This is a genomic window from Pseudomonas sp. GM41(2012) (assembly GCF_000282315.2).
GTDB lineage: Bacteria > Pseudomonadota > Gammaproteobacteria > Pseudomonadales > Pseudomonadaceae > Aquipseudomonas.
In genome coordinates this window covers 1,749,274-1,770,478 of sequence record NZ_AKJN02000006.1, presented here as the reverse complement: position 1 = coordinate 1,770,478, position 21,205 = coordinate 1,749,274, and the positions used below count along the sequence as shown (strand labels likewise).

The 21,205-nt window shown below is 56.8% G+C and carries 16 protein-coding genes and 1 pseudogene; 6 read left to right on the top strand and 11 right to left on the bottom strand.

Annotated elements, in window-relative coordinates; translation table 11 throughout:
* Positions 1–24: 24 nt before the first annotated feature.
* The 6 genes from PMI27_RS31770 to PMI27_RS17925 form a co-directional block, all read right to left on the bottom strand.
* Positions 25–435 carry a hypothetical protein gene (locus PMI27_RS31770; protein ID WP_008154798.1) on the bottom strand — a complete coding sequence of 137 codons (411 nt, stop codon included), beginning with the start codon at positions 433–435 and terminating at the stop codon, positions 25–27.
* Between the two features lie 267 nt (positions 436–702).
* Positions 703–1,038, bottom strand: coding sequence for a hypothetical protein (locus PMI27_RS17905; RefSeq protein ID WP_008154795.1), 336 nt, complete (start codon positions 1,036–1,038; stop codon positions 703–705).
* A gap of 276 nt (positions 1,039–1,314) precedes the next feature.
* A complete protein-coding gene (locus PMI27_RS17910; protein ID WP_033053354.1) occupies positions 1,315–2,145 on the bottom strand; it encodes an alpha/beta fold hydrolase in 831 nt (276 codons plus the stop codon).
* A 288-nt stretch (positions 2,146–2,433) separates the two neighbouring features.
* Complete coding sequence (locus PMI27_RS17915) at positions 2,434–3,402, bottom strand: MBL fold metallo-hydrolase (RefSeq protein WP_008154790.1); 969 nt, start codon at positions 3,400–3,402, stop codon at positions 2,434–2,436.
* 49 nt (positions 3,403–3,451) lie between these two features.
* Complete coding sequence (locus PMI27_RS17920; RefSeq protein ID WP_008154788.1) at positions 3,452–4,654, bottom strand: NAD(P)/FAD-dependent oxidoreductase; 1,203 nt, start codon at positions 4,652–4,654, stop codon at positions 3,452–3,454.
* A gap of 243 nt (positions 4,655–4,897) precedes the next feature.
* Positions 4,898–5,290 carry a response regulator transcription factor gene (locus PMI27_RS17925; RefSeq protein ID WP_008154786.1) on the bottom strand — a complete coding sequence of 131 codons (393 nt, stop codon included), beginning with the start codon at positions 5,288–5,290 and terminating at the stop codon, positions 4,898–4,900.
* 348 nt (positions 5,291–5,638) lie between these two features.
* Here PMI27_RS17925 and PMI27_RS17930 point away from each other — a divergent pair, with 348 nt between their 5' ends.
* The 4 genes from PMI27_RS17930 to PMI27_RS17940 all read left to right on the top strand — a co-directional run bounded on the left by PMI27_RS17930 (position 5,639) and on the right by PMI27_RS17940 (position 13,792).
* Complete coding sequence (locus PMI27_RS17930; RefSeq protein ID WP_008154783.1) at positions 5,639–6,574, top strand: LysR family transcriptional regulator; 936 nt, start codon at positions 5,639–5,641, stop codon at positions 6,572–6,574.
* Between the two features lie 226 nt (positions 6,575–6,800).
* On the top strand, positions 6,801–12,272 hold the full coding sequence (locus tag PMI27_RS17935) for a trifunctional serine/threonine-protein kinase/ATP-binding protein/sensor histidine kinase (protein WP_008154781.1): 5,472 nt from the start codon (positions 6,801–6,803) through the stop codon (positions 12,270–12,272).
* A 155-nt stretch (positions 12,273–12,427) separates the two neighbouring features.
* Positions 12,428–13,036, top strand: coding sequence for a lecithin retinol acyltransferase family protein (locus PMI27_RS30395; protein WP_008154779.1), 609 nt, complete (start codon positions 12,428–12,430; stop codon positions 13,034–13,036).
* Positions 13,037–13,141: 105 nt separating this feature from the next.
* On the top strand, positions 13,142–13,792 hold the full coding sequence (locus tag PMI27_RS17940) for a response regulator transcription factor (protein WP_008154777.1): 651 nt from the start codon (positions 13,142–13,144) through the stop codon (positions 13,790–13,792).
* 189 nt (positions 13,793–13,981) lie between these two features.
* Here the strand turns inward: PMI27_RS17940 and PMI27_RS0229340 are convergent.
* The 5 genes and pseudogenes from PMI27_RS0229340 to PMI27_RS17960 form a co-directional block, all read right to left on the bottom strand.
* Positions 13,982–14,290: pseudogene (locus PMI27_RS0229340) on the bottom strand (GNAT family N-acetyltransferase); the annotation flags it as partial.
* A gap of 239 nt (positions 14,291–14,529) precedes the next feature.
* Complete coding sequence (locus PMI27_RS17945) at positions 14,530–16,185, bottom strand: arylsulfatase (protein ID WP_008154774.1); 1,656 nt, start codon at positions 16,183–16,185, stop codon at positions 14,530–14,532.
* A 312-nt stretch (positions 16,186–16,497) separates the two neighbouring features.
* Positions 16,498–17,316 carry a hypothetical protein gene (locus tag PMI27_RS17950; protein WP_008154773.1) on the bottom strand — a complete coding sequence of 273 codons (819 nt, stop codon included), beginning with the start codon at positions 17,314–17,316 and terminating at the stop codon, positions 16,498–16,500.
* A 186-nt stretch (positions 17,317–17,502) separates the two neighbouring features.
* Entirely contained in the window at positions 17,503–17,937 is a 435-nt protein-coding gene (locus PMI27_RS17955; protein WP_008154772.1) for an MAPEG family protein, read from the bottom strand.
* Positions 17,938–18,018: 81 nt separating this feature from the next.
* Positions 18,019–18,972: a diiron oxygenase gene (locus tag PMI27_RS17960; RefSeq protein WP_008154771.1), complete on the bottom strand. Its 954-nt coding sequence runs from the start codon at positions 18,970–18,972 to the stop codon at positions 18,019–18,021.
* A 197-nt stretch (positions 18,973–19,169) separates the two neighbouring features.
* Here PMI27_RS17960 and PMI27_RS17965 point away from each other — a divergent pair, with 197 nt between their 5' ends.
* Positions 19,170–20,126, top strand: coding sequence for an AraC family transcriptional regulator (locus PMI27_RS17965; RefSeq protein WP_033053174.1), 957 nt, complete (start codon positions 19,170–19,172; stop codon positions 20,124–20,126).
* A gap of 145 nt (positions 20,127–20,271) precedes the next feature.
* The gene (locus tag PMI27_RS17970; RefSeq protein ID WP_008154769.1) at positions 20,272–21,018 is read left to right on the top strand and encodes a tetratricopeptide repeat protein; all 747 of its coding nucleotides are present in this window, start codon (positions 20,272–20,274) and stop codon (positions 21,016–21,018) included.
* Positions 21,019–21,205: the final 187 nt, after the last annotated feature.

Genomic DNA, 21,205 nt, shown 5'->3' with positions numbered 1-21,205 from the left:
GTCCGGACATCTTCTTCGACAGGCCTAGCGACGATAGTAGCGGTGATCGTCCTCGTAGCGGTACCGCATGGCCCGATCCTGGTGGCGCTCCCAATCACGACGTTCAGCTTCTCGGCGGGCTTGCTCTCTACGCCAATTATCTCTGCGCCAGTCGTCCCGGCGCCAATCGTCTCGGCGCCAATTGTCTCTGCGATCGTGCCAGCGGCCGTCATGCCAGTAGCGGTCGTCATGGGCAAGCAACGGCCCTGGCTGCTTGCCGGCCATGCTGGCCAAGGTCGGCCAAGGGTTGCCGGCGGCCTGGACAGGAGCCTGAACGGCTGTGACTTCAGTTGCGAAAACAGGGGTTGAGGTCTTCATCTGTGTTGCTGATGCCGAGCCCACTGCCGCGAACGCGAACAGGGCGAAGAGCACCATCCGTGGGTCATGGAATTTCATGAGAGAAGGCAACCTCTGATTGACAATTGGACGTGTGGGCATCTGGCTGCGGGAAGCTTGCGGGTTCGCGCTTACCGAACGAATGTGCCTATCCAGATAGACAGATTAATAGGGAAAAGTTCTAGGGAGCCGCTGCTTAAATAACCAATGGCCTCAGTGTTCGGCCCCCTTTGAGGTTTGCTATCTCGATGTCCCTTCTGGCCGATCGTAGCCTGAAGCCAAAGGCAAGAAAGCCCGCTCAGTGGCGGGCTTCGTAATCGGCTTTTCCTATGGCTCGTGGTCAAAACTCTTGCGGAATTCGTCTTCAAGCTTTTGACAAGTTTCTTCAATTACGCTTTTCCCGATTTCTGGGCCGGAGTAGCTGTTTACTTCCTGGCGGCATAGTTCGGTGGCCTCTCGGGCCTGTATTATTTCCTTGTCTTCCAACCTGTTACTGACAAAAAAACCGAAAGCCAAGTACAAGGTGATGGCGATAATGGTTCCGACGAGGACCTTGCTGACGGGGCCCATTCTCTTTTCTGATGGTAGTGGCCCTCTGGGCGGGATTTGTATTTTCTGCCTGAGGTCGGATTGGCAGTGTTTGCATAAAATGGCTTCAGCCATGATGACTTCCGCGCAGTATGGGCAACTCTTTTTTCCAGCCTCCACAGATGAAACTCCTTTTTCAAAACAGAAATTCTATCATTGGGCCTGAGGGGGCGTAGAGGGGCGGGGTCGTACTGTCACACCCGCCTCAATCGCTCCCAGTAGGCATGGAAAAAAATCCGATTCTGAATGTCCACTGTTGGCCGATTTCTGCCTGTCAGCAAGATTGAAATGATCGTTGATCCAGGATCAAACACCGCGACGGCGATGAGACCGCCGTCACGACGTGAGTGCTCAACCGCGAATGAACGCCAGCAAATCGGCGTTGATCTGATCTGCGTTGGTCGTCGGCATACCGTGAGGAAAGCCCGGGTACGTCTTGAGAGTGGAATGCTTCAATAGTTTGGCCGAAAGCGGCGCAGAGTCGGCAAACGGCACAATCTGATCATCCTCTCCATGCATGACCAGTGTGGGCACCTGAATCGCCTTCAGGTCTTCGGTGAAGTCGGTCTCGGAAAACGCTTTGATGCAGTCGTAATGAGCTTTTGCACCGCCCATCATGCCTTGACGCCACCAGTTGTCGATCACGCCTTGTGAAACCTTGGCCCCGGGTCGATTGAAACCGTAGAACGGCCCCGACGGCACGTCCACGTAAAACTGTGCGCGGCTGGCGGCCAGTGCCGAACGGAACCCGTCGAACACTTCCAGAGGTAAACCGCCGGGGTTCTTCTCTGACTTAACCATGATGGGGGGAACCGCGCTGATCAGTACGGCCTTGGCAACGCGTCCCGGTTTGGCTCGAGCGGCGTAGCGCGCTACTTCACCACCACCGGTCGAATGGCCGACATGGATCGCACCTTTAAGGTCGAGCGCATCGGTCAGCTCGATGACATCGGCGGTATAGGTGTCCATTTCGTTGCCCACCCAAGTTTGGGTCGAGCGCCCGTGACCGCGGCGGTCGTGAGCGATCACCCGATAGCCTTTGAGCAAGAAAAACATCATCTGGTTGTCCCAGTCGTCCGCGCTCAGTGGCCAGCCGTGGTGAAATACGATGGGCGTCACGTCTTTCGGACCCCAATCCTTGTAGAAAATCTCGGTGCCGTCTTTGGTCGTAATGAAATTCATGGCGTGCATCCCCTCGTGATCTGGTTTGTGTTGGGTTGCAGAGTGCTTATCAGCGGCCTGCGTCAACTCGGAAAAACTGGAAAGCGGTACCAACAAACTGGCGGCCACTACTACTGAACTTGTCAATATGGCCCGACGCTGGAGATCTATCTCCTGATTGGAGTCTTTCATTGGCGGTCTCTCGATCAAGTGTTGTTGCTCAGGGAGATTCGTGCCTCCGCCCGTCCTCTACATCCCGTGCGAGCAGGCTGCCTTGGCTTTGGACGGAGGCGAAAACCCGACAAGCGATCAGTAGTCCCAGAAACCCGCTACCCAGCGAAAGGCGTCACCGTCCACCGCCACCCGGCCAACGGAGGGGAAGGGCAGGTGAGTCGCCACGAACAGCTCACCGCTCGCCGCCGCCTCTTGCATAAGGCGGACACGGACGCGAATCGATTCCTCTGGGTCATGTTCAAAGCCGTTATGCCAGTCGGGGTGTTCGAAGGCGACCGGGAACAGGGCGTCGCCTGCGAAGGTCAATCGCTCACCACCGGATGTCACGTAGACCACGCTGTGCCCTGGGGTGTGGCCGCCGGTGAGCTTGACGACCACTCCTGGCGCCACCTCATACTCATCCTCGAACGTGCGCACCTTGCTGCGGTATTCGTTAATGAACTGATTGGCTGTTGCCCGCAGGACGTCCGGCACCGGCGACGGCATGGCGGTGAGGGAGAAATCGGGCGACTCCCAGAACGCGACCTCGGTGGCCGAAACGTGGATACGCAGATCTGGACGCAGTTGGCTCTTCACCTCATCGACAAGCAGCCCGCCAATATGGTCCATGTGCATGTGGGTGATCACCACGTCGGTCACGGACGCAAGTTCGATACCGGCGGCCTTCAGTCGTTTGGGAAACTGCCCGGCCCGCGGAAAGCCGGGGAACTGCCCTCCCAGTCCAGCGTCGACGAGGATGAGCTTGTCGCCACTACGCACCACCAGTACGTTCAGCGCCCAATCGAACGCATCCGGCCCCAGGAACATGTCCTTGAACCAGGCCGCGCGGGCGGCTGGGTCGGCATTGGTGGACATCGTCTCGGTCGGCAGCGGCAGCACCCCATCACTGACCACCAGCACGTCAATATCGCCGATCCGCAGCGCATAGCGCGAAGGAACCAGCTCCTCGGACCCCGTGTTGTGCAAGCTCATGTTTGACTCCTGCTGAGCGTTCCTTTTCTGTGCCCCATCCTTTTGGGTCGGGTGGTTCAACTGCATTGTCATGGTCCTTCTCCTATTGCTTGGGTCACGTCGGGTTCAGGTGGAGGGGGCTTCAAGCCACCGGAATCATCGGGTCGGCTGCTGCCAGGGCGGTGGCCCGATCAGCTGCCGGCGGGTAGATCCACTGGGTGTTGATCTGCGTCTTGAGCTCCTTGGCCGGTTCCTTGACGAGCTTGAGCTGGCGATCCCAGCCTTCAGTAAACACAGCGCCCCAGGCGCCCAGATCGAGGCAGGTCACGTATTTGGGCTGACGGTAGGGAGTGGGTGCGACACCGAGCAGGTCCGCAGCGACGTTGTTCCCGGCGTGACGACCCAGAGAGATCGCATGCTGGCAGGACATCGCTGCGAAGTTGCCGAGGTCGTCGGTGGCGGCATAGGCGACATCGCCAGCGGCATACACATGCTCCTGGCCAGACACTTTCAGATTCTCATCGACATGCAAGCGTCCCTGGGCATCGCGGGCGCTGGCTATCTGTTGGGTCAGCGGACTGGCACGGAAACCTACGGTCCAGATCACTGTTTGGCTCTCGATGCGGCGACCATCGGCGAGAGTTACGCCGTTGCCGTCCACCGCCGCCACACTCGCGTTGACCACCCATTCAATGCCCAGGTAGTCGGACGCCTCAATGATCGATGGACGAATCCCATCACCCATGGTCGCGCCGATCTGAGGCGCACGGTCGATGATGATCACGCGGATGTCCTGATCATTGCCGAGCAAAGACTTCAGGCGTGCAGGCATTTCGGTGCCGGTCTCGATACCGGTGAAACCGCCGCCCGCGATAACCACCGTGTTGCGGGCAACGCTGGAGGGGCGGTTCTTGAGGGATTTCAGGTGGTTCTCCAGGCGCGCCGCGGCTTCGATCTGATCAACGTCGAAGGCGTGGGCGTCAAGGCCTGGTACCGGCGGACGGGCTAACTGGCTGCCAGCCGCAAGTACCAGGCGGTCGTAGCCCAACGTGCCCCAGCGGCCAGCCTCATCACGGTAGCCAACGGTCCTTGCAAGTTCATCAATATGCTCGGCGGTGCCTTTGATGAAACGCACACCAACCGAGTCGAACAACCCGTCCAAGGGAGCGAACATTTTGTGTACGTCGCTTTCGTAGAAACGGGGACGAATGCGCAATTGCGCCTGGGGCGCCAGCAGGGTGATTTCGACGTCGCTACGACTGTGTTTATCCAGTAGGCGGGCGGCGCTCAATGCACTCCACACACCACCGAACCCCGCACCAATAACCAGAATATGCTGTTTCATCAGTTGTTCCTCAAAAAGGTTTTCAATGTTCTTGAAGTTATTCTTCAAGTTTGGTGGAGCGATACACAGGCGCCGAAAGTCGAGGCGTCTATGTTGAAAGCAGCAGGTCGCCCGCTGTGGATTTAGGTTATTGCTGGATTCTTTCAGGTGCACTTCTACGTCGGTTCAAAAAAGCTATACGTCAGTGGTATGGGGATATACGAAGGTTTGTATTGGATGCAAAAGAGAACTTTCAGAGCGCGCTCAGTTCTGCTGGAGGAGGGCTGTTTCGATGTAGTTCAGAAGCGTGTTGGTATCACAAGGTTTAGGCAGATAGGCAATCAGCGCAGGCGTATCGGTGCTAAGGGGAGGGAGGGCTTCAGGATAAGCAGTGATGAATATGGTGGGAATGTGAAAGCCCATTGCGACGAGCTGCTTATGAAGCTCCAAGCCGCTCATTCCCGGCATCTGGATATCGGAAACAAGGCAATGTGTTTGAGCGGGGGCATTTGCGTTGAGAAACTCCAGAGCGCTGCAATAAGTTTTAACTTTGTAACCGCAGGACCGCAGCAAGCTTTTAAGCGCTGTCCGAACCGAGTCATCATCATCGACGATGGCGATAATCTTTGAATTGCGTATTTGCGTATCTTGCTTCATGTGGGGTGCTCGTGACAGCTTTGGCCGTTACTACAACATACGCCAACTTATAAGGTGTAAAAGTATACCAATGTATAGTTGGCTAAGACCAAAGTGTAGACAGTCTACTTAGAAGTTTGATGACGCCCAGGTTAGTCTTGCGCTACAGGGTCGCGATTGCGCGCATACCCACGTTCACAGCCGCCCAACCAAGGGATACATCGGCTGAACCTAGGTACAAGTGACGTCTTGCCGTTGGCTTGCATAAGCTTGAACCACCTCGTTGGCCTCCGGCAAAACAGGTTGTGCAGCGAACGGTTGTTGGATATCCCCTTACCCATGCGGCCTTGTGCCTAGGCGGTGAACGTGATGAACAGAAATGATCTGCGGCGTGCCGACATCAATCTGTTGATTGTCTTCGAAACAGTGATGTGCGAACGCAACGTTACCCGGGCCGCAGAGAGACTTTTTCTGTGTCAGGCCACTATCAGCAGCGCCCTCGGCCGACTGCGTTCGATGTTCAATGATCCGCTGTTCATCCGCACTGGCAGGGTGATGGAGCCGACTGCGCGCGCAGAAGAAATTCATGCGCGGCTGACGCCAGCGCTGGATGGCATCGCTGTCGCCTTGAGTTGTGCCCAGACGTTCGACCCACTGACCAGTGACGAGACCTTTCATATCGGACTCTCTGACGATGTCGAGTACGCGCTGCTTCCACGTTTGATCAAGCACCTGCGGGATGAGGCGCCAAACATCACGCTGGTGGTGCGCAGAGTGGACCATCGGCAATTACCCCAATTGCTGACCTCGGGAGAGATTTCCGTGGGTATCAGCTTTGCGCAAGAACTGCCGGCCAGTGCCCATTGCAAAAGCCTGCGGCCGATGCAACCCATGCTATTGCGCGCCGATTCGGACCCCGGCTCCCTGGCGCTGGATGACTTTTGCAGACGGCCTCATGTGGTTGTCTCTTCGATGGGGAATGTCATCGACGATGCCGACCATGCCCTGAGTCTGGTCGGTCGGCAGCGCAGGGTAGTACTGGCTGTTCCGCAGTTCAGTGCCTTGCCCGCTTTGCTCGCTGGCAGCGACATGATTGCGATCGTCCCGGACTACGTCGCCCGGGCCATGGCGCGAATGGAAGGGATGCGTGCCGACTTTGCGCCATTGGCGCTACCGGCGCCGGACTTATCCATGGCTTGGCGCGGCGCGGCCCACAACGACCCTCGGGAGCGCTGGTTGCGTTCGTGCTTCTGTCGATATCTCGGTCAACATCAAGAGCAGCCCGTGCCTCTGGCCGTAGCATGAATTGAGGCTACGTTGTTCCGTGAAGCGTCCCCCCGGTAGCTTTATCACTGGCATTGACCTTTGTGCCGACGGTGGACTGGATCAGATCTAAGTTCTAATGGTACTGGAAGCTGTTGTAGGCTATTGCGGCGGCATCGGCATGTGCGGCGCGACACTGGATACAGCGTGACGGCAATGTGCGGTAGTCAAGAACCTACTTATTGTTCCCGCTCCGACGGAAAACAACATGCAGATACTATGGAACGATGGCGAGCGTACCCTCTGTCGAGAGTTACGCTCGGGTGTTGAAGGCGACCGCAGTGTTCTCGTTGCACGACCCGCTGCTGAACAACCGCTTCCTGCTTGTCTTGGCCGCTTCGCCCACGAGTTTGGTTTGAAGGACCAACTGGATGGTTCTTGGGCGGTGCGTCCGCTTGAGATGGTGCGAGAAAGTGGGCAGATGTATCTGCTGCTCGAAGATACGGGTGGTACGCCGCTTGTGCAGCTGTTGGTTGCCCCCATGGAAACACCCACTTTTCTGCGTCTTGCTATTAGCATCGCGCAGGCATTGGGGAAGTTGCACCAGCGCGGACTCGTTCATAAGGACATCAAGCCCTCTCATATTTTGGTCAACTGCTCCGACGGTCAGGCCCGGCTTACAGGGTTCGGCCTCGCCTCGTGGCTACCGCGTGAGCGACAGGCGCCTGAGACCATCGCCGGCACGCTCGCCTACATGGCACCGGAGCAGACCGGCAGGATGAATCGCTCGATCGATTTGCGCAGCGACCTCTATTCTTTCGGCGTCACGCTTTACCAGATGCTGACGGGCTCGCTGCCGTTTACGGCCTCTGACCCGATAGAATGGGTGCATTGCCATATCGCCAAAAAACCGCAGCCACCGAGCGTGCGGGTCGAAACCGTTCCCGACGTGCTTTCCCGGATTGTCATGAAGCTGCTCGCCAAGACCGCTGAGGAGCGCTACCAGACGGCTGCGAGTGTTGAACACGATCTGCGGCAATGCCTGGCAGACTGGGAGTCCTTGCGCCACATCAATGACTTTGCGTTGGGCGAGCAAGGGACATCCGACCGGCTGATGATTCCCGAGAAACTCTACGGGCGCGAACAGGAGGTCAGTACCTTGATCGCTGCGTTCGATCGGATCATCGCAAGTAGCGCGCCGGAACTCATGTTAGTCACCGGCTATTCCGGTATTGGCAAATCCTCTGTGGTCAATGAGCTGCACAAAGCGCTGGTCCCGCCGCGAGGACTCTTCGCTGCCGGCAAGTTCGATCAATACCGGCGCGATATTCCCTATTCGACGTTGGTGCAGGCATTTCAAAGCCTGGTGCGCACGCTGCTTGGCAAGCACGACACAGAACTGGCGCAATGGCGTGACGCATTACAGAACGCGCTGGATGCCAACGCGGGGCTCATGACCGACCTCATTCCCGAACTGAAGCTCATCATTGGTGAGCCGCCACCGCTGCAGACACTTGAGCCTCAACAGGCGCAACGCCGTTTCCTCCTGGTGTTCCGGCGCTTTATCGGTGTATTTGCCCGGGCGGAGCATCCGCTTGCCCTGTTCCTGGACGATCTGCAGTGGATCGACGCGGCAACGCTCGATCTGCTGGAGGATCTGTTGACCAGCTCGGATGTGCGGCATCTGATGCTGGTGGGTGCCTACCGCAGCAATGAGGTCAGTGTCACACACCCACTAATGGGCAAACTTCAGGCCATACGGAGCGCGGGGGGCAGGATTGATGAAATCACTCTGGCGCCGCTCGCGAAGGAACACATTGAGCAGTTGATTGCGGATGCGCTTCATGACGAGCTGGCGCAGATTGAGCCCCTGGCGCAGTTGGTGCTGGACAAAACCGCCGGCAACCCGTTTTTCGTGATCCAGTTTCTGCAAACGCTCGCTGACGAACAGCTGCTGACCTTCGATCATCAAGCAAGGCAGTGGTGCTGGAGCCCGGAGCGCATCCATGCCAAGGGTTACACCGACAACATCGTGGACCTGATGGTCGGCAAGCTGACCCGCTTGCCGACTGAAACGCAACTGGCATTACAGCAGCTTGCCTGTCTGGGGAACGTTGCCGGGTCCACGACACTTTCGACCGTTCTGGGCATCCCCCAGGCACAGATCCGCACAGTATTGTGGGACGCCGTACGCCAAGAGTTGGTTCAGCGACTGGAAGACGCTTATGGTTTTGTTCATGACCGTATTCATGAAGCGGCCTATTCACTGATCCCCAAGGGAGCTCGCGCCGAGGCTCACCTGCGAATCGGCCGGCTACTCGCAGCGCAGACGCCCCTGCAAGGGCGGGAGGAGGCGATCTTTGACATCGTCGGCCAGCTCAACAGCGGCGCAGTGCTGCTCACCGATCAGGCCGAGCGGGAGCAATTGGCAGAGCTCAACCTGATGGCCGGCCAGCGCGCCAAGGCGTCAACGGCCTATGCTTCGGCACTCAACTATCTCACCACGGGTGCGCAGCTGTTGGACGACAGCTGTTGGACGCGTCTACATGGGTTGATGTTCGCGCTGGAGTTGAACCGGGCCGAATGCGAGCTGCTGACGGGACAGTTATCGGTCGCGGACAAGCGCCTGGCGGCGCTGTCGGATCGCGCCACGACTACGATCGAACGAGCCAACGTCGTGTGTCTGCAAATGGATGTCTACCTGCTACTGGATCGCAGCGATGGTGCGGTCGCTGTCTGTCTCGCCTATCTGCGGCATGTGGGCATCGAGTGGTCGGCCCATCCGAGCGACGATGAAGTGCGCCAGGAGTACGACCATATCTGGTCGTTACTGGGCGATCGGGAAATCGAGGAACTCATCGATTTGCCGCTGATGGAGGATGCGGGCTCCCTCATGACCGTCAGCGCGCTGAGCAAGCTCTTTCCACCTGCCTTGCAGACGGATGCGAACCTGACGGACCTGTTGATCTGCAAGGCGATCAGCCTGAGCCTCGAAGGGGGCAACTGCGATGCCTCATGTGTGCATTACGCCAATGCATTCAGAGTGGCCGGACGGCGTTTCGGCGACTACCAGGCAGGATTTCGATTCGGCCAACTCGGCTGCGAACTCGTTGAACAACGAGGCCTGAAGCGATTCGAAGCCAGTACCTATCTTTGCTTCTCGAATTTTGCGGTGCGCTGGATGAAGCCCGTAGGGCAATGCCGCGACCTGCTGCACCGCTCATTTGTTGCGGCGAACCGGATCGGTGACCTGCCGTATGGTGCTTATGCGGGCAACAGCCTCACCTCCGACTCTCTCTTCGCCGGCGAGCCATTGTCCGAGGTACAAGACGAAGCCGAACGTGGCCTGGATTACGCCAGGAAGGTGCGTTTCGGGCTGGTCACCGATTTCATTGGCACACAACTGGCGCTGATCCGGATGCTCCGGGGTTCGACGCCAATATTCGGTTGTTTTGATGATGGACAGTTTGACGAGCCAGGCACCGAAGCTCACCTGTCCAGCAATCCGGACCTGGCATTGGCGGAGTGCTGGTACTGGGTCCGCAAATTACAGGCATGCTACATGGCCGACGACCCCAAGGCGGCCATGCAAGCCGCTGCAAAGGCACAGCAGTTGCTATGGACGTCCTATTTGTTCTTCGAGGAGGCTGAATTTTATTTCTATGACGCGCTGGCTCGTGCCCGATGGTGCGACAGTGTCCCGGTGGACGAACGTGCGCAGCACTTGATCGCAATGGCGACGGATCACCGGCAACTCCGGATCTGGGCTGAACAGTGCCCAGAGAATTTCGCGAGCCGGACCGCGCTGGTCGACGCCGAGATCGCCCGCGTCGAAGGGCGCATGATCGAGGCTGAGTTGCTTTACGAACAAGCCATCCACTCGGCGCAGAAGAGCGGCTTTGTCCATATCGAAGCCCTTGCCAACGAACTGGCGTCTCGCTTCTACACGGCCCGCGGTCTTGGGAAAGTAGCCCGCGTTTACTTGCAAGACGCTCGCTACGGCTACCTGCGTTGGGGCGCTGATGGCAAGGTGCGGCAGCTTGAGGCGCGGTATCCGTTGCTGAGGTCTGAAGAACAAACGCTCGGCCCGACAACTACGATGGCCGCACCGGTCGAACACCTCGATCTGGCCACCGTGATAAAGGTCTCGCAGGCCGTGTCGGGCGAAATCGTCCTGGAAAAGCTCATCGACATGATCATGCGCACGGCCATCGAACAGGCCGGCGCCGAACGAGGCGTGTTGATTCTGTCGGATACGGGTGAGCATCGTATAGCCGCGCAAGTTATCACTGGCAGCCATTCGATGCAGTTGCGCGATGAGCCGATGACTTCGGCGTTGCTGCCGGAGTCACTGCTCTACCATGTCCTGCGCACGGGTGAGAGTGTTTTTCTTGATGATGCCCTGACCGAGGCCCCGTTTGCCGAAGACCCCTATATACGTCGGCACCACGTCCGATCGGTTCTCTGCCTGCCATTGATGAACCAGGCCAAACTGACCGGTGCGCTCTACCTCGAAAACAATCTGACCGCCCGTGTGTTCAGCCCAACCCGGATTGCCGTGTTGAAACTGGTGGCTTCACAGGCTGCCATTTCGCTGGAAAATGCCCGTTTGTACCGCGAGGTCGCGGAGCGCGAAGGGAAGATTCGGCGTCTCGTGGACGCCAACATCATAGGGATCCTCGTCTGGAACGCCGACGGTGACATCATCGAGGCCAATGACGCCTTTCTTCGCATGGTGGGCTACGAGCGAGAGGATCTTGTCTCGGGCTGCCTGCGCTGGAGAGATCTGACCACACCGGAATTTCGTGAGCTCAGCGAGCACTTTTTGGCGCAGGCGGTGCGTACCGGTTATGCCCAACCCTACGAAAAGGAGTATTTCACAAAGGATGGTCGCCGCCTGCCGGTGATTGTCGGTTTGGCTATGTTTGAAGCCAGCAGCAAGGAGGGGGTCGCTTTCGTGCTGGATCTGACCGAACGCAAGCAGGCGGAAGAAAAAATCCGTGAAAGCGAACGGCGCTATCGCGAGGTGCAAACGGAGTTGGCCCACGCGAACCGCGTCGCGACCATGGGACAACTTGTGGCCTCGATTGCTCATGAAGTCAATCAACCGATTGCTGCGGCCATCCTCAATGCCAACGCCGCGCTGCGCTGGCTGAACACCCAGCCACCGGAGATCGAAGAGGTCCGCAAAGTACTTGGCAGTCTCATCATGGATGCCACTCGAGCAGCCGATGTATTGGGTGGAATTCGTCGGCATATTCGCAAGGCCCCCCCGCAAAAGGGGGCAGTGGACATCAACGCTGCGATTCGCGAGATGATCGAGTTCACCCGTGGCCAGATCGTGAAGAGTGGGGCCTTGATTCTGACTCAACTCAAAGACGGTTTGCCCTTTATCGAAGGCGATCGCGTTGAACTGCAACAGGTGCTGCTCAACTTGATCATGAATGCGCTCGAGGCCATGAATGGTGTGAGCGAGGGTGAACGCCAATTGCACATCAGCGCTCTGTTAAATGACGCCGGTTGTGTGCTCGTCAGTGTGAGCGATTCGGGGCCAGGGTTTGCCTCGGAAAACACCGAGCAGATTTTCGCTTCTTTCTACACCACCAAGCCCACCGGATTGGGAATGGGGTTATCAATCTGTCGCTCGATCATCGAGGCACATGGCGGCCGCTTGTGGGCAACGGTCAACCGGCCCCGCGGTGCTACCGTTCAATTCACACTTCCTGTAGAGCATGATTGAGTTTATTGCACTCTGGGTGCCTGCAATCAGGCGCTCGGTTTAATACTTAGGTTTAGGGGGAGTATATTAATGGTTGCTTAAATTAATCATGGGTACAAATGAAGCTTCGCAGGCCTGGCGATATATTGCATATCAAGGTCTGCGGAGAATCAGTCGTGAATACTCTAGCTATTAAGCTGAAAAGTGGGTTTTCATCGCTTCGATCAGAAATCGTTTTTTGTCTGACACTAATGGCAATGGAGTTCGTCGGCTATTTGAAGGCGCTGATACTCGAAAGTTTCATGTTCGACGAACGCCACGATAGCGGTGAGTTTCCCCAAAGCTCTTTCATGCTTCCATTAAGGTTAGTGCATGTAGAAAAGGATGCAGGTGATTTGCCAATAGGCTCGCACTTGATTAGCCCGCGCAAATTTTATTTACATCATGGAATATATCTTGGGTGTGGAGACGTAGCGCATTACTCAGGATTTAGCGGTTCACTCAAACCGGGGCCCATCGAAGTGGCCGATCTTGAAAGCTTCGCAAACGGCAAGCCAGTCTGGCTAATACAGGAGTCGTGTGAATATTCAAGCGATGAAATCGTCAGTCGTGCGCGTTCAAGAATGGGTGAAAATCAATACAGGATTTTTTCCAATAACTGCGAGCATTTTTGCAGTTGGTGTATTGGTGGAGAAAGTTGTAGTGCTCAAGTCAGGGCGTTTCTTCATTGCCCACGTTATCTGCTTTCTTTTGTTTTAGCGTTGGAACTGTATTTTATGGCATGATTTTCTCTAGTGTTTTCGGGTGGTTATAACCATGCTTGTGTGCGCTTACGCAGTATAAAGTGTTGTGCTACACTTTTTCCTTCAATCAATCAAAGAGGGCTGTGCATGAACGGAAATCCACCATCCAGTGAGCAAGTCAGTAATGGTTCTATGGTGTTCGTGGTGGACGACGACGCTTCCATGCGCAACGCATTAAGCAATCTTTTACGCTCCACCGGCATACACGTCGAGACGTTCGCATCCACTGCGGAATTTCTTCAACAGCCAAAGACAGAGTGTGCCAGCTGTTTAATCCTTGATGTACGACTTCAAGGTAACAGTGGTCTTGAATTCCAAAGCCAGTTAGCTAAATCCAATGCCAATATCCCGATTATTTTCATCACTGGGCATGGGGACATAGAAATGTCTGTCAAGGCGATGAAAGCCGGCGCGGTGGATTTTTTGGCAAAACCGTTCCGTGAACAGGACCTTTTGGATGCAGTGTCTGCCGCACTGCAGGCAGATGTCAGACGCCGGCAAATGGAGCAGCAGTTTTCAGATCTGCATGCCCACTATCAGACGCTGACAGTTCGTGAGAAAGAGGTAATGGCCCTTGCAGTCAAAGGTTTGATGAACAAACAGATTGCAGGGCAGATGAATCTGAGCGAGATCACTGTGAAAATTCACCGCGGGCATGCAATGAAAAAAATGCACGCAAAGTCGTTTGCTGATTTGGTTCGGATGGCAGAGTCATTAGGGGAGCGCCTTGATCGTTGATCAGAACAACAGGTTTGAATGGTCCCTGTTTTTTTGGACGCACCCGATTAATCGCTTTTTGGCTGTCAGCCTGTATTCGCGGCTCAGGTAGGGCGGCAATGAGGGCATCATGCCCCCGTGCGAAAGGTAATTACTGGAACTTCACCCATCTAAATCGAAAGACCAAACCGATAGTCGTGCTCTGCCCCTTCCCTGTCCGCAAGCGTTTTGGGCAATCCGGTAGCCGACTTCTGCCGACCGCTCGGTCATGTCGATGCCTTTGAGGTTCTACCGACCCACGATGTTTCCGCCGTCATCTTCGATGACGAATGGGTGCGAGGTTCCGGCGGTAAAATCAGCTAAATAAGCGGCAATGTGGTCGGTGACGCCCTGCACCGAGTAAAAAGCAGAACCGCGCGCGTCAATGTGGCTCTCGAACCATTCCCGATTGTCCAGTTCGAATGTCAGCAACGCCTCAGCATCAGCACTTTGTAGGGGACGAGTTCTGACGGGCTTCATAAGATCGCTCTCCTTGCGGGTAGAACTGCCTGGATAATTGTGCAGTAGAACAACTGTCCGCTCTTGGCCGGTTTCTGCCTGTCACGACCGACCGAAATCGGCCCGATAACGTCCCGTCGCGAAGGGCTGTTGTCGACCCAAAGCGGTCGGTCGCAAGCAGGCCAGTAATCGTCGGACGGAGTTTTGTCTTCCAAGGGAAAGTAGAAGCGGCAACCTCTATCGAGGCTGCCGCCACGCAACTAATTACCGGCGGGCATAGGCAGGTGGATGCCCTCCTTCTCCAGGTCTTCGCGGACCGACTGGAATTTCTGGTAGTTGGACAATTCAATCGGCCCGTCATAACCCATGCTTTGCAGTTTGCGGGGTGGGTACTGGACGTAGGTTTTCATCAGCTTGGTGATTGCCTGGCTGATAGACACCAGGGTCCAGGTGTGCTCGGTGTAGTTATTCATGAAAATGTCATAGCGCTCTTGAGGATCTTGTAGCAAGTCGAAGACCTGCGGCACGATCGCCACGTACTTGGATGCTCCTTTCCAGCCAAGGTTGGAGTCGACGGCGAGGCCACCGGTTTGGGCGCCATCATCCCCCCGTAGGTTGAACACCGCCTTGAAGTGGCCGACACGGGTGGCCCCCGGCGATAACTCGTTCTCGGTGAAGTAGAACCACTCCTTGCGTGGGTCAGGGCCGGTTCCGAGCAACACCGGGGTCATGTCGTAGCTGTCGAAGATGATCGGCTGACCGTCGCGATCTTTCTCCGGCAGCTTGACCCCGGCCACAGAGGCGAATGTCGCCATCAGGTCGAGTCCACCGAGAATGTCGTGATTTTTCGCGTCAGCCTTGATTTTACCCGGCCAGACCATGATCGCCGGCACCCGGTTGCCCCCTTCACGCACCGTGCCTTTGGTGCCGCGGAACGGCGTGTAGCCGGCGTCTGGATAAACGTCCTGCCAGGCACCGTTGTCGGTGGTGTAAACCACCAGGGTATTTTTATCCATACCCAGCGCTTTCAACTTGTCCATGATGTGACCAATACGGGTGTCGAGTTCCACCACCGAGTCGGCGTACTTGGACTTGGATATCGACTTGTGCACGAACTCCGGTGCCGGCATGTTGGGCTGGTGTACCTTCATGAAGTTGATGTTGATAAAGAACGGCTTGCTGGATTTTGAGGCGGTATCGAGAAACTCCAGCGCGGCTTTTTCGACATAGCTGTCAAAGAACGGAATACCGACCACACCGGGTTTGCCATCCACGACCGGGGTGTCGACGTACTGGCCATTGACCTTGAACTCTTCGACCGGCGTTTCGCCCGCTTTGCCCGACAACGCCCCTCTGGTAACTTTCTGGAACATTGCCCGGGTTTCCGGATCCATGTCCGGGAACCACTGCGGGTCGGCATAGGTGTAGGCGTTGAGGTGATACAGGCCGACGTACTTCATCACGTCGTAGCCCTGGGCATTGGGCAGGGCGTAATCGGCTTCACCCAAGTGCCACTTGCCGGTGAAGTAAGTCTCGTAGCCACCGGTTTTCAGCACGGACGCCAGGGTCCATTCGGCTGCGGGCAGGCCACCGCCCTGGCCCTGGAAGGCCACGGTGGTCATGCCGCTGCGGTTGGGGATGCGCCCGGTCTGCATGGCCGCCCGGCCGGGGGTGCAGCTGGGCTGGGCGTAGAACGAGTAGAAGGTTGTGCCTTCTGCGGCGAGTTCATCGATGCTGGGCGTCGGCATGCCTCGGCCAACGCCACCACCATAGGGACCCAGGTCACCGTAGCCGGTATCATCGGACACGATAAACAAGATGTTGGTTTTTTCAGTCTGTGCGGCGTGGGCAATATTGATTGCCACAAGTAGTGAACATGCCAGGTAAAACCTGGAGCGGTGCGAGAACCTGTTCATGCGGGTTTCCTTCTCAAGTTCTGATCCTTGTTGGGGCCACACAAACAAAGTGGGCAAAACAACAATGACCTTCGTGAGTAACCCCCCAACTTTTAGCCTGGACGGTTCGAGGAAACCTTTTAACGACAGGATTGAACCTCACTTACCGTTCCAGGTACCCGTGAAAGCCTAGTACGGTGTTTTCGTTGCGCTTGAGGCAGGCGGTTTATTTGAGTGTCATTCGTCGTTTATGTCGGGCCACACGTTCGGCTTGGCATGGAGCTGTAACACGCACGCTACATGTTCAGATGGTTATAGCCTTGAACCGGGTTTTTACTTGGGAAACAACAACGTCACCGCCACACGAAAACCCCAGCCTTCTGCGCCATCGTCCGGGCTATCGACCCAGTAGCGTGGGCCGGCCTGGATCGTCAACGGTTGGCCACCGATTTTCAGAAGCTGGGTGACTGTCAGATTGACCGGCACTGCCCATTCGCGGGTTTGCCAGTCATAGGTCGATTCGGTGTTGATCCCGAACGTGGTGTAAGTCTTGGTGGTGTACGAGAAAAACGGTTGCAGGAAGGTTTGATTGACCTTCTCTTTGTCGTCCGGCGGACTGCCGTCTAGCCCCCATATATGGTTAGCCAGAATGCCACGGGTCCAGCCGTTGGATTGTTTCAGCGCGACCGCCGTCGGCCCGAGACCCCACTGTTTGCTGCTGAGTAATTTATTGCTGCCGGTAGGAATTAGCAGCGCCGGGCCAACGCCAAGTATCCAGCCACTTTCAGTAGGTTTGGTCGGCGAAAAGAAAAAGCTCTGGGTGATATCGCCTATTCCGGATTTATCGGCCGCGCCATTCGGCGCCAGGCCGTGCTGGTCGATCACCGGAAGGATCGTGCGCGAGATCAGGTTCCAATCGTCGTTCAACCGAAAGGGTAGTACGGGCTGAATGTTTGTGACGCTGTGCATGCCGTCACCGGCCGGCCCCATTTTTTGATCCCAGTTGTATTGCACCGGAAGGCTGTACATCGCGGCGACGGGATTCAAAGCTTTTTTAGCCAGTTCCGCGGAGTCGTCGGCAATGACCAGGCTGCTATTTGCAGTGCACAAAATGGCGGAAAACAACGTTAGTCGCAGATGGATTTGCAACATCTTTTCTCCTGTTGTGCAGGCCGCCGGAGTTCGTAGGCGACCTCGTACCACTTGAGGAGCGTAGTTGGAGGCTATTGAGAAACAGTAATGATCGGATGAAAGGTGTAGGCGAGGTTCACAATTAAGCGTTGAATGTCTGCTTCTGGCGAAATGTTGATTGGCAGTACCAGGCCTGTATTCGTCCCTCTATTTGAGTATCCATGCGCCGTAACAAGCGGCTATCACAATGAGTGCGAGAAAACAGACCAACTGCACGCAAAAGAAGGCAAATCGAACTGCCACGAACGTATCGGTTTGCACATGGGATACGTGAACCAGCGACTGGCACACGCGAGCGATCAGGACGATTATGGACAAGTAGCTCACTGCAAGGCCGTCGACACCAAGGGCTGAAATCACCAACACGATGACGCCAAAGACAGGCAGATTTTCCACACAGTTTGCGTGTGCTCGTGTCCCGCGCCGATACCAATCCTCGCCTTCGAGCTGATCGCTTCGGAAAGAAGCAATCGGAACATTCGAGAACAGGATTCTGACCCAGCGATACACCCCGACGGTTGCCATCAATAACAGTAAAGTCCAGGTCGCAAATCCAAGCAGCATCCACATCGGAATCGTCATGGCTGCCATCCTCAATCAATCATTTTCAGTACGTCATCCCACTGTCGTGCGACCGACGCGCGGTCGGTCGCCCCCTGTCGATCAATTGCTCATGATGGGCGCCAGTGCGGTCTGAATCCTGGACATCTGTGCAGGTGTTGTCATGCGCGTAAGCAGCCGGCCAAAGTGTGGGTGCTGCACGCCCGAGATGATGTATTGCCAGCGGTAGGCGCTCAGCACGGAGGCGTTGATTTGCGCTGTCTCATCGACACTGAACGATCGCGAAGCAATTCGAATGAAGTAGTCGGCATCGGATGCCGATTGTGCCTGCAGGATTGCGTCGACGGCGGCCACCAGCGCAATCAGATCGTTCACTGCCTGGTCGCGGTCGGCCGGGGAGAGTTTCGCGTGCTCCGCCTCCCACTCCAGTTCATCGAGTACGACGTGCCGGCTTTCATCCTTCCAGTGAAATTTGAAGACATCCCTGAAGAGTGGGCACAACTCCTCGCGCGGGGCGATGCTTTGCACGTAGTGCGTCTGAACAAACAGCTCGATATGACAGGTCAGCGCCAGCACCGACCAGGTGCTGGCCGCCAGTACCGCGTGCGCCACATCGTTTGGATCGGCAACCTGACGATATCCCGCCGGTAATTGCGAACTGATCATCGTCTCAATGCGCCGGAACAGCTCTTGATGCTTGATCTCGTCGTTGGAAAAGCGCACCAGCGCTTCAAGTGCGAGCTGATCGTCAAACACATGGGCCCGGCCTTGATCGAGCATTTTGGCACTGATAAAACGCTCGACCAGGCCAAAGATATACGCATAGGTTCGGCCCTGAATCTGGCTGAGCAGGCGCGCCTCGTCCGCGGCGAGAAAGGTCAGGCGGTCGATCTGCGATAGTCCGTCGGGCAAGAATTTTCGCGAGAAGTCGAAGCTACGGTCCTGTAGCAAATCGCGATCGATCTGCCATTCCGCTTTCTTGGATGATCTGACGATTTGAGCATAACGGGCGGCGTTGCCCGAATCCGGGCGGGGTAGGGTAGCTGCGGTGTTCATATTGATCTCCGGCTTCCGTGGTCGAGTTGGAATGGGCCAATTACGGTTAACGCGGGGCAATGACCATTGGTGAAGCGTCTGGGGAGCGTCTCGATCACTGAGTCCACGTTGGTGCTAATCTAGGCCTCGCAGTTCAGGCGGCGAATGACCAGTGCGCCTGATTACATGCTCCGGACTCCGGAAAGGAGGGCTGGCAGTTGTTGGATGCGCTTTCTGATGTCTTGCGTGTGATTCGGCTGTCTGGAGGGGTTTTCCTCGAGGCGGAGCTCACTGCGCCTTGGTGCATCAGCGGAAGAATTTCTGCAGACGATTGCAAACCGTTCCTGGCGGCACCTCGACATGTCATTGCGTCGCATTTTGTCGCGGCGGGGCACATGCAATTGCGAATCGACGACGGCGCCACCCTCGATGTGCGGGCAGGCGAACTCATTCTGTTGCCTCGCAATGACGTTCATACTTTTGGCAGTGATCTGAGCATTGCGCCCATGTCGGCGCGCGAAGTTATTCAGCCGCCGGAAGTCGGCGGCATTTCACGTATCAAGTACGGCGGAGGCGGCGAGGCCACACAGTTATTGTGCGGATTCCTCGGCTCTGAAACACCGTTCAGCCCGTTGCTTTCGTCGCTGCCATCCTTATTGAAACTAGATGTCCGCGCGACGGCTTCGGGGGCCTGGATTGAAAGCTCATTCCGTTTCGCTGTCAGTGAGATCGCGGCGGGGCGCGTCGGCTCGACAACGGTCATCGCCAAGCTATCCGAATTGTTGTTCGTCGAAGCCGTCAGCCAGTATGTCGCGAACCTCCCCGCTGAACGGCGCGGGTGGCTGGCGGGTTTGCGAGATCCGCATATCGGGCGCGCACTGGCGTTGCTCCATGCTCGCCCAACCGAGGGCTGGACGGCAGAAGCCCTGGCGCTTGAAGTGGGCATGTCGCGCTCGGTATTCGCGGAGCGATTCACGGCATTGGTCGGACAGCCACCGATGCAATACCTGACGCTCTGGCGTATGCACGTGGCGGCTCAACACTTGCGCGAAGGTCGCGGGAATGTGGCGCAAATCGGCTTTGCAGTGGGCTATGAATCCGAAGCTGCGTTCAGTCGCGCATTCAAGCGCCAGTTCGGCACATCACCCGGCACTTGGCGAAGACAATCCGCATGAGAAGATCCGGTGCCGATGGGCCCGTTGCAGCGGGAACTTCGGGGTAATGGCCAGGTCAACAGGGGCCCTGTATCGGCGACGCCGAGCAGCGCTGGTGGCCTGCTTTACGGCAGTGCCGTCCTAGATCCGCCGAGTCCGCCCCCTGATGCCAACCAAGAGTTTTCTGCCGGGTCTCATCCTGGCGTTCTGCGCCGTCGCGTCGCTTTGCTCGGTTGCAGCCGAGCGAAAGGCGCCCTCGCAAAGTAACAGCGCATCAACCACGCTAATCGAAACCGCCTCGCGGCAGTATGAAAATGGCCAGTTGGACCAAGCAGCTGCCACGCTGGAGCGTGCCCTGCATATCCAGCCGAACAATCCCGCGACGCTGCATTACCTTGGTGTGTTGCGTCTTCAGCAGGGGCAGTACGAGCAGGCTGAAACGTTGGCGGCGCGCTCGAACATGCGGGTTGGTCGCAACGTCGAGTTACGCAACCGCAACTTCCAATTGATCCAGGCGGCGCAGCACGCCAAGGCTTCGAGTACCTCACCCAACGCCAAAGAGGACCAGGTCGCAGTACAGGAGGGGCTCAAAGAGGAGGTTCAAAAGCGCCGTGAAGCAGAAATGGCCGCTGCTGAACAAGCCAACGCTGGCAACTTCGCTAGCGCACAGGCAGAGAGGGTATCGGATTCGCCGACGGCTGGCGGGCCAGGGCCCGAAGGAGAATTGCCAGTGGCTTCCGTCGCGCCAGAGCCCACGTACGATGAGGTCGGGATTCCCCGCGGCCATTGGCCGCCTCCGGGTAAATGCCGAATCTGGTTTCCTGATCGCCCGCCCGGGCATCAGCCAAAACCCGGCAAATGCAAGAAGCTGCGAGATCGGGTTCCGTCAGGAGCCTACCTGGTGCGCGGTTGAGTTTCTGCGTGTCCTTTTCGCCGGTTAAGTCAAAGGCTCGCAGCTTGGGCCAAGTCGCTATCTGAGCCAAGGCTGACATTCAAGCGAGGTCATTTACAGGCGTTGGTTAACAAGCGACTCGCAGGACTGCTTTTGGCCGATCAATGCCCGTCGTGAAAGGCAGAAATCGGCCAATTTCGGCAGTGGA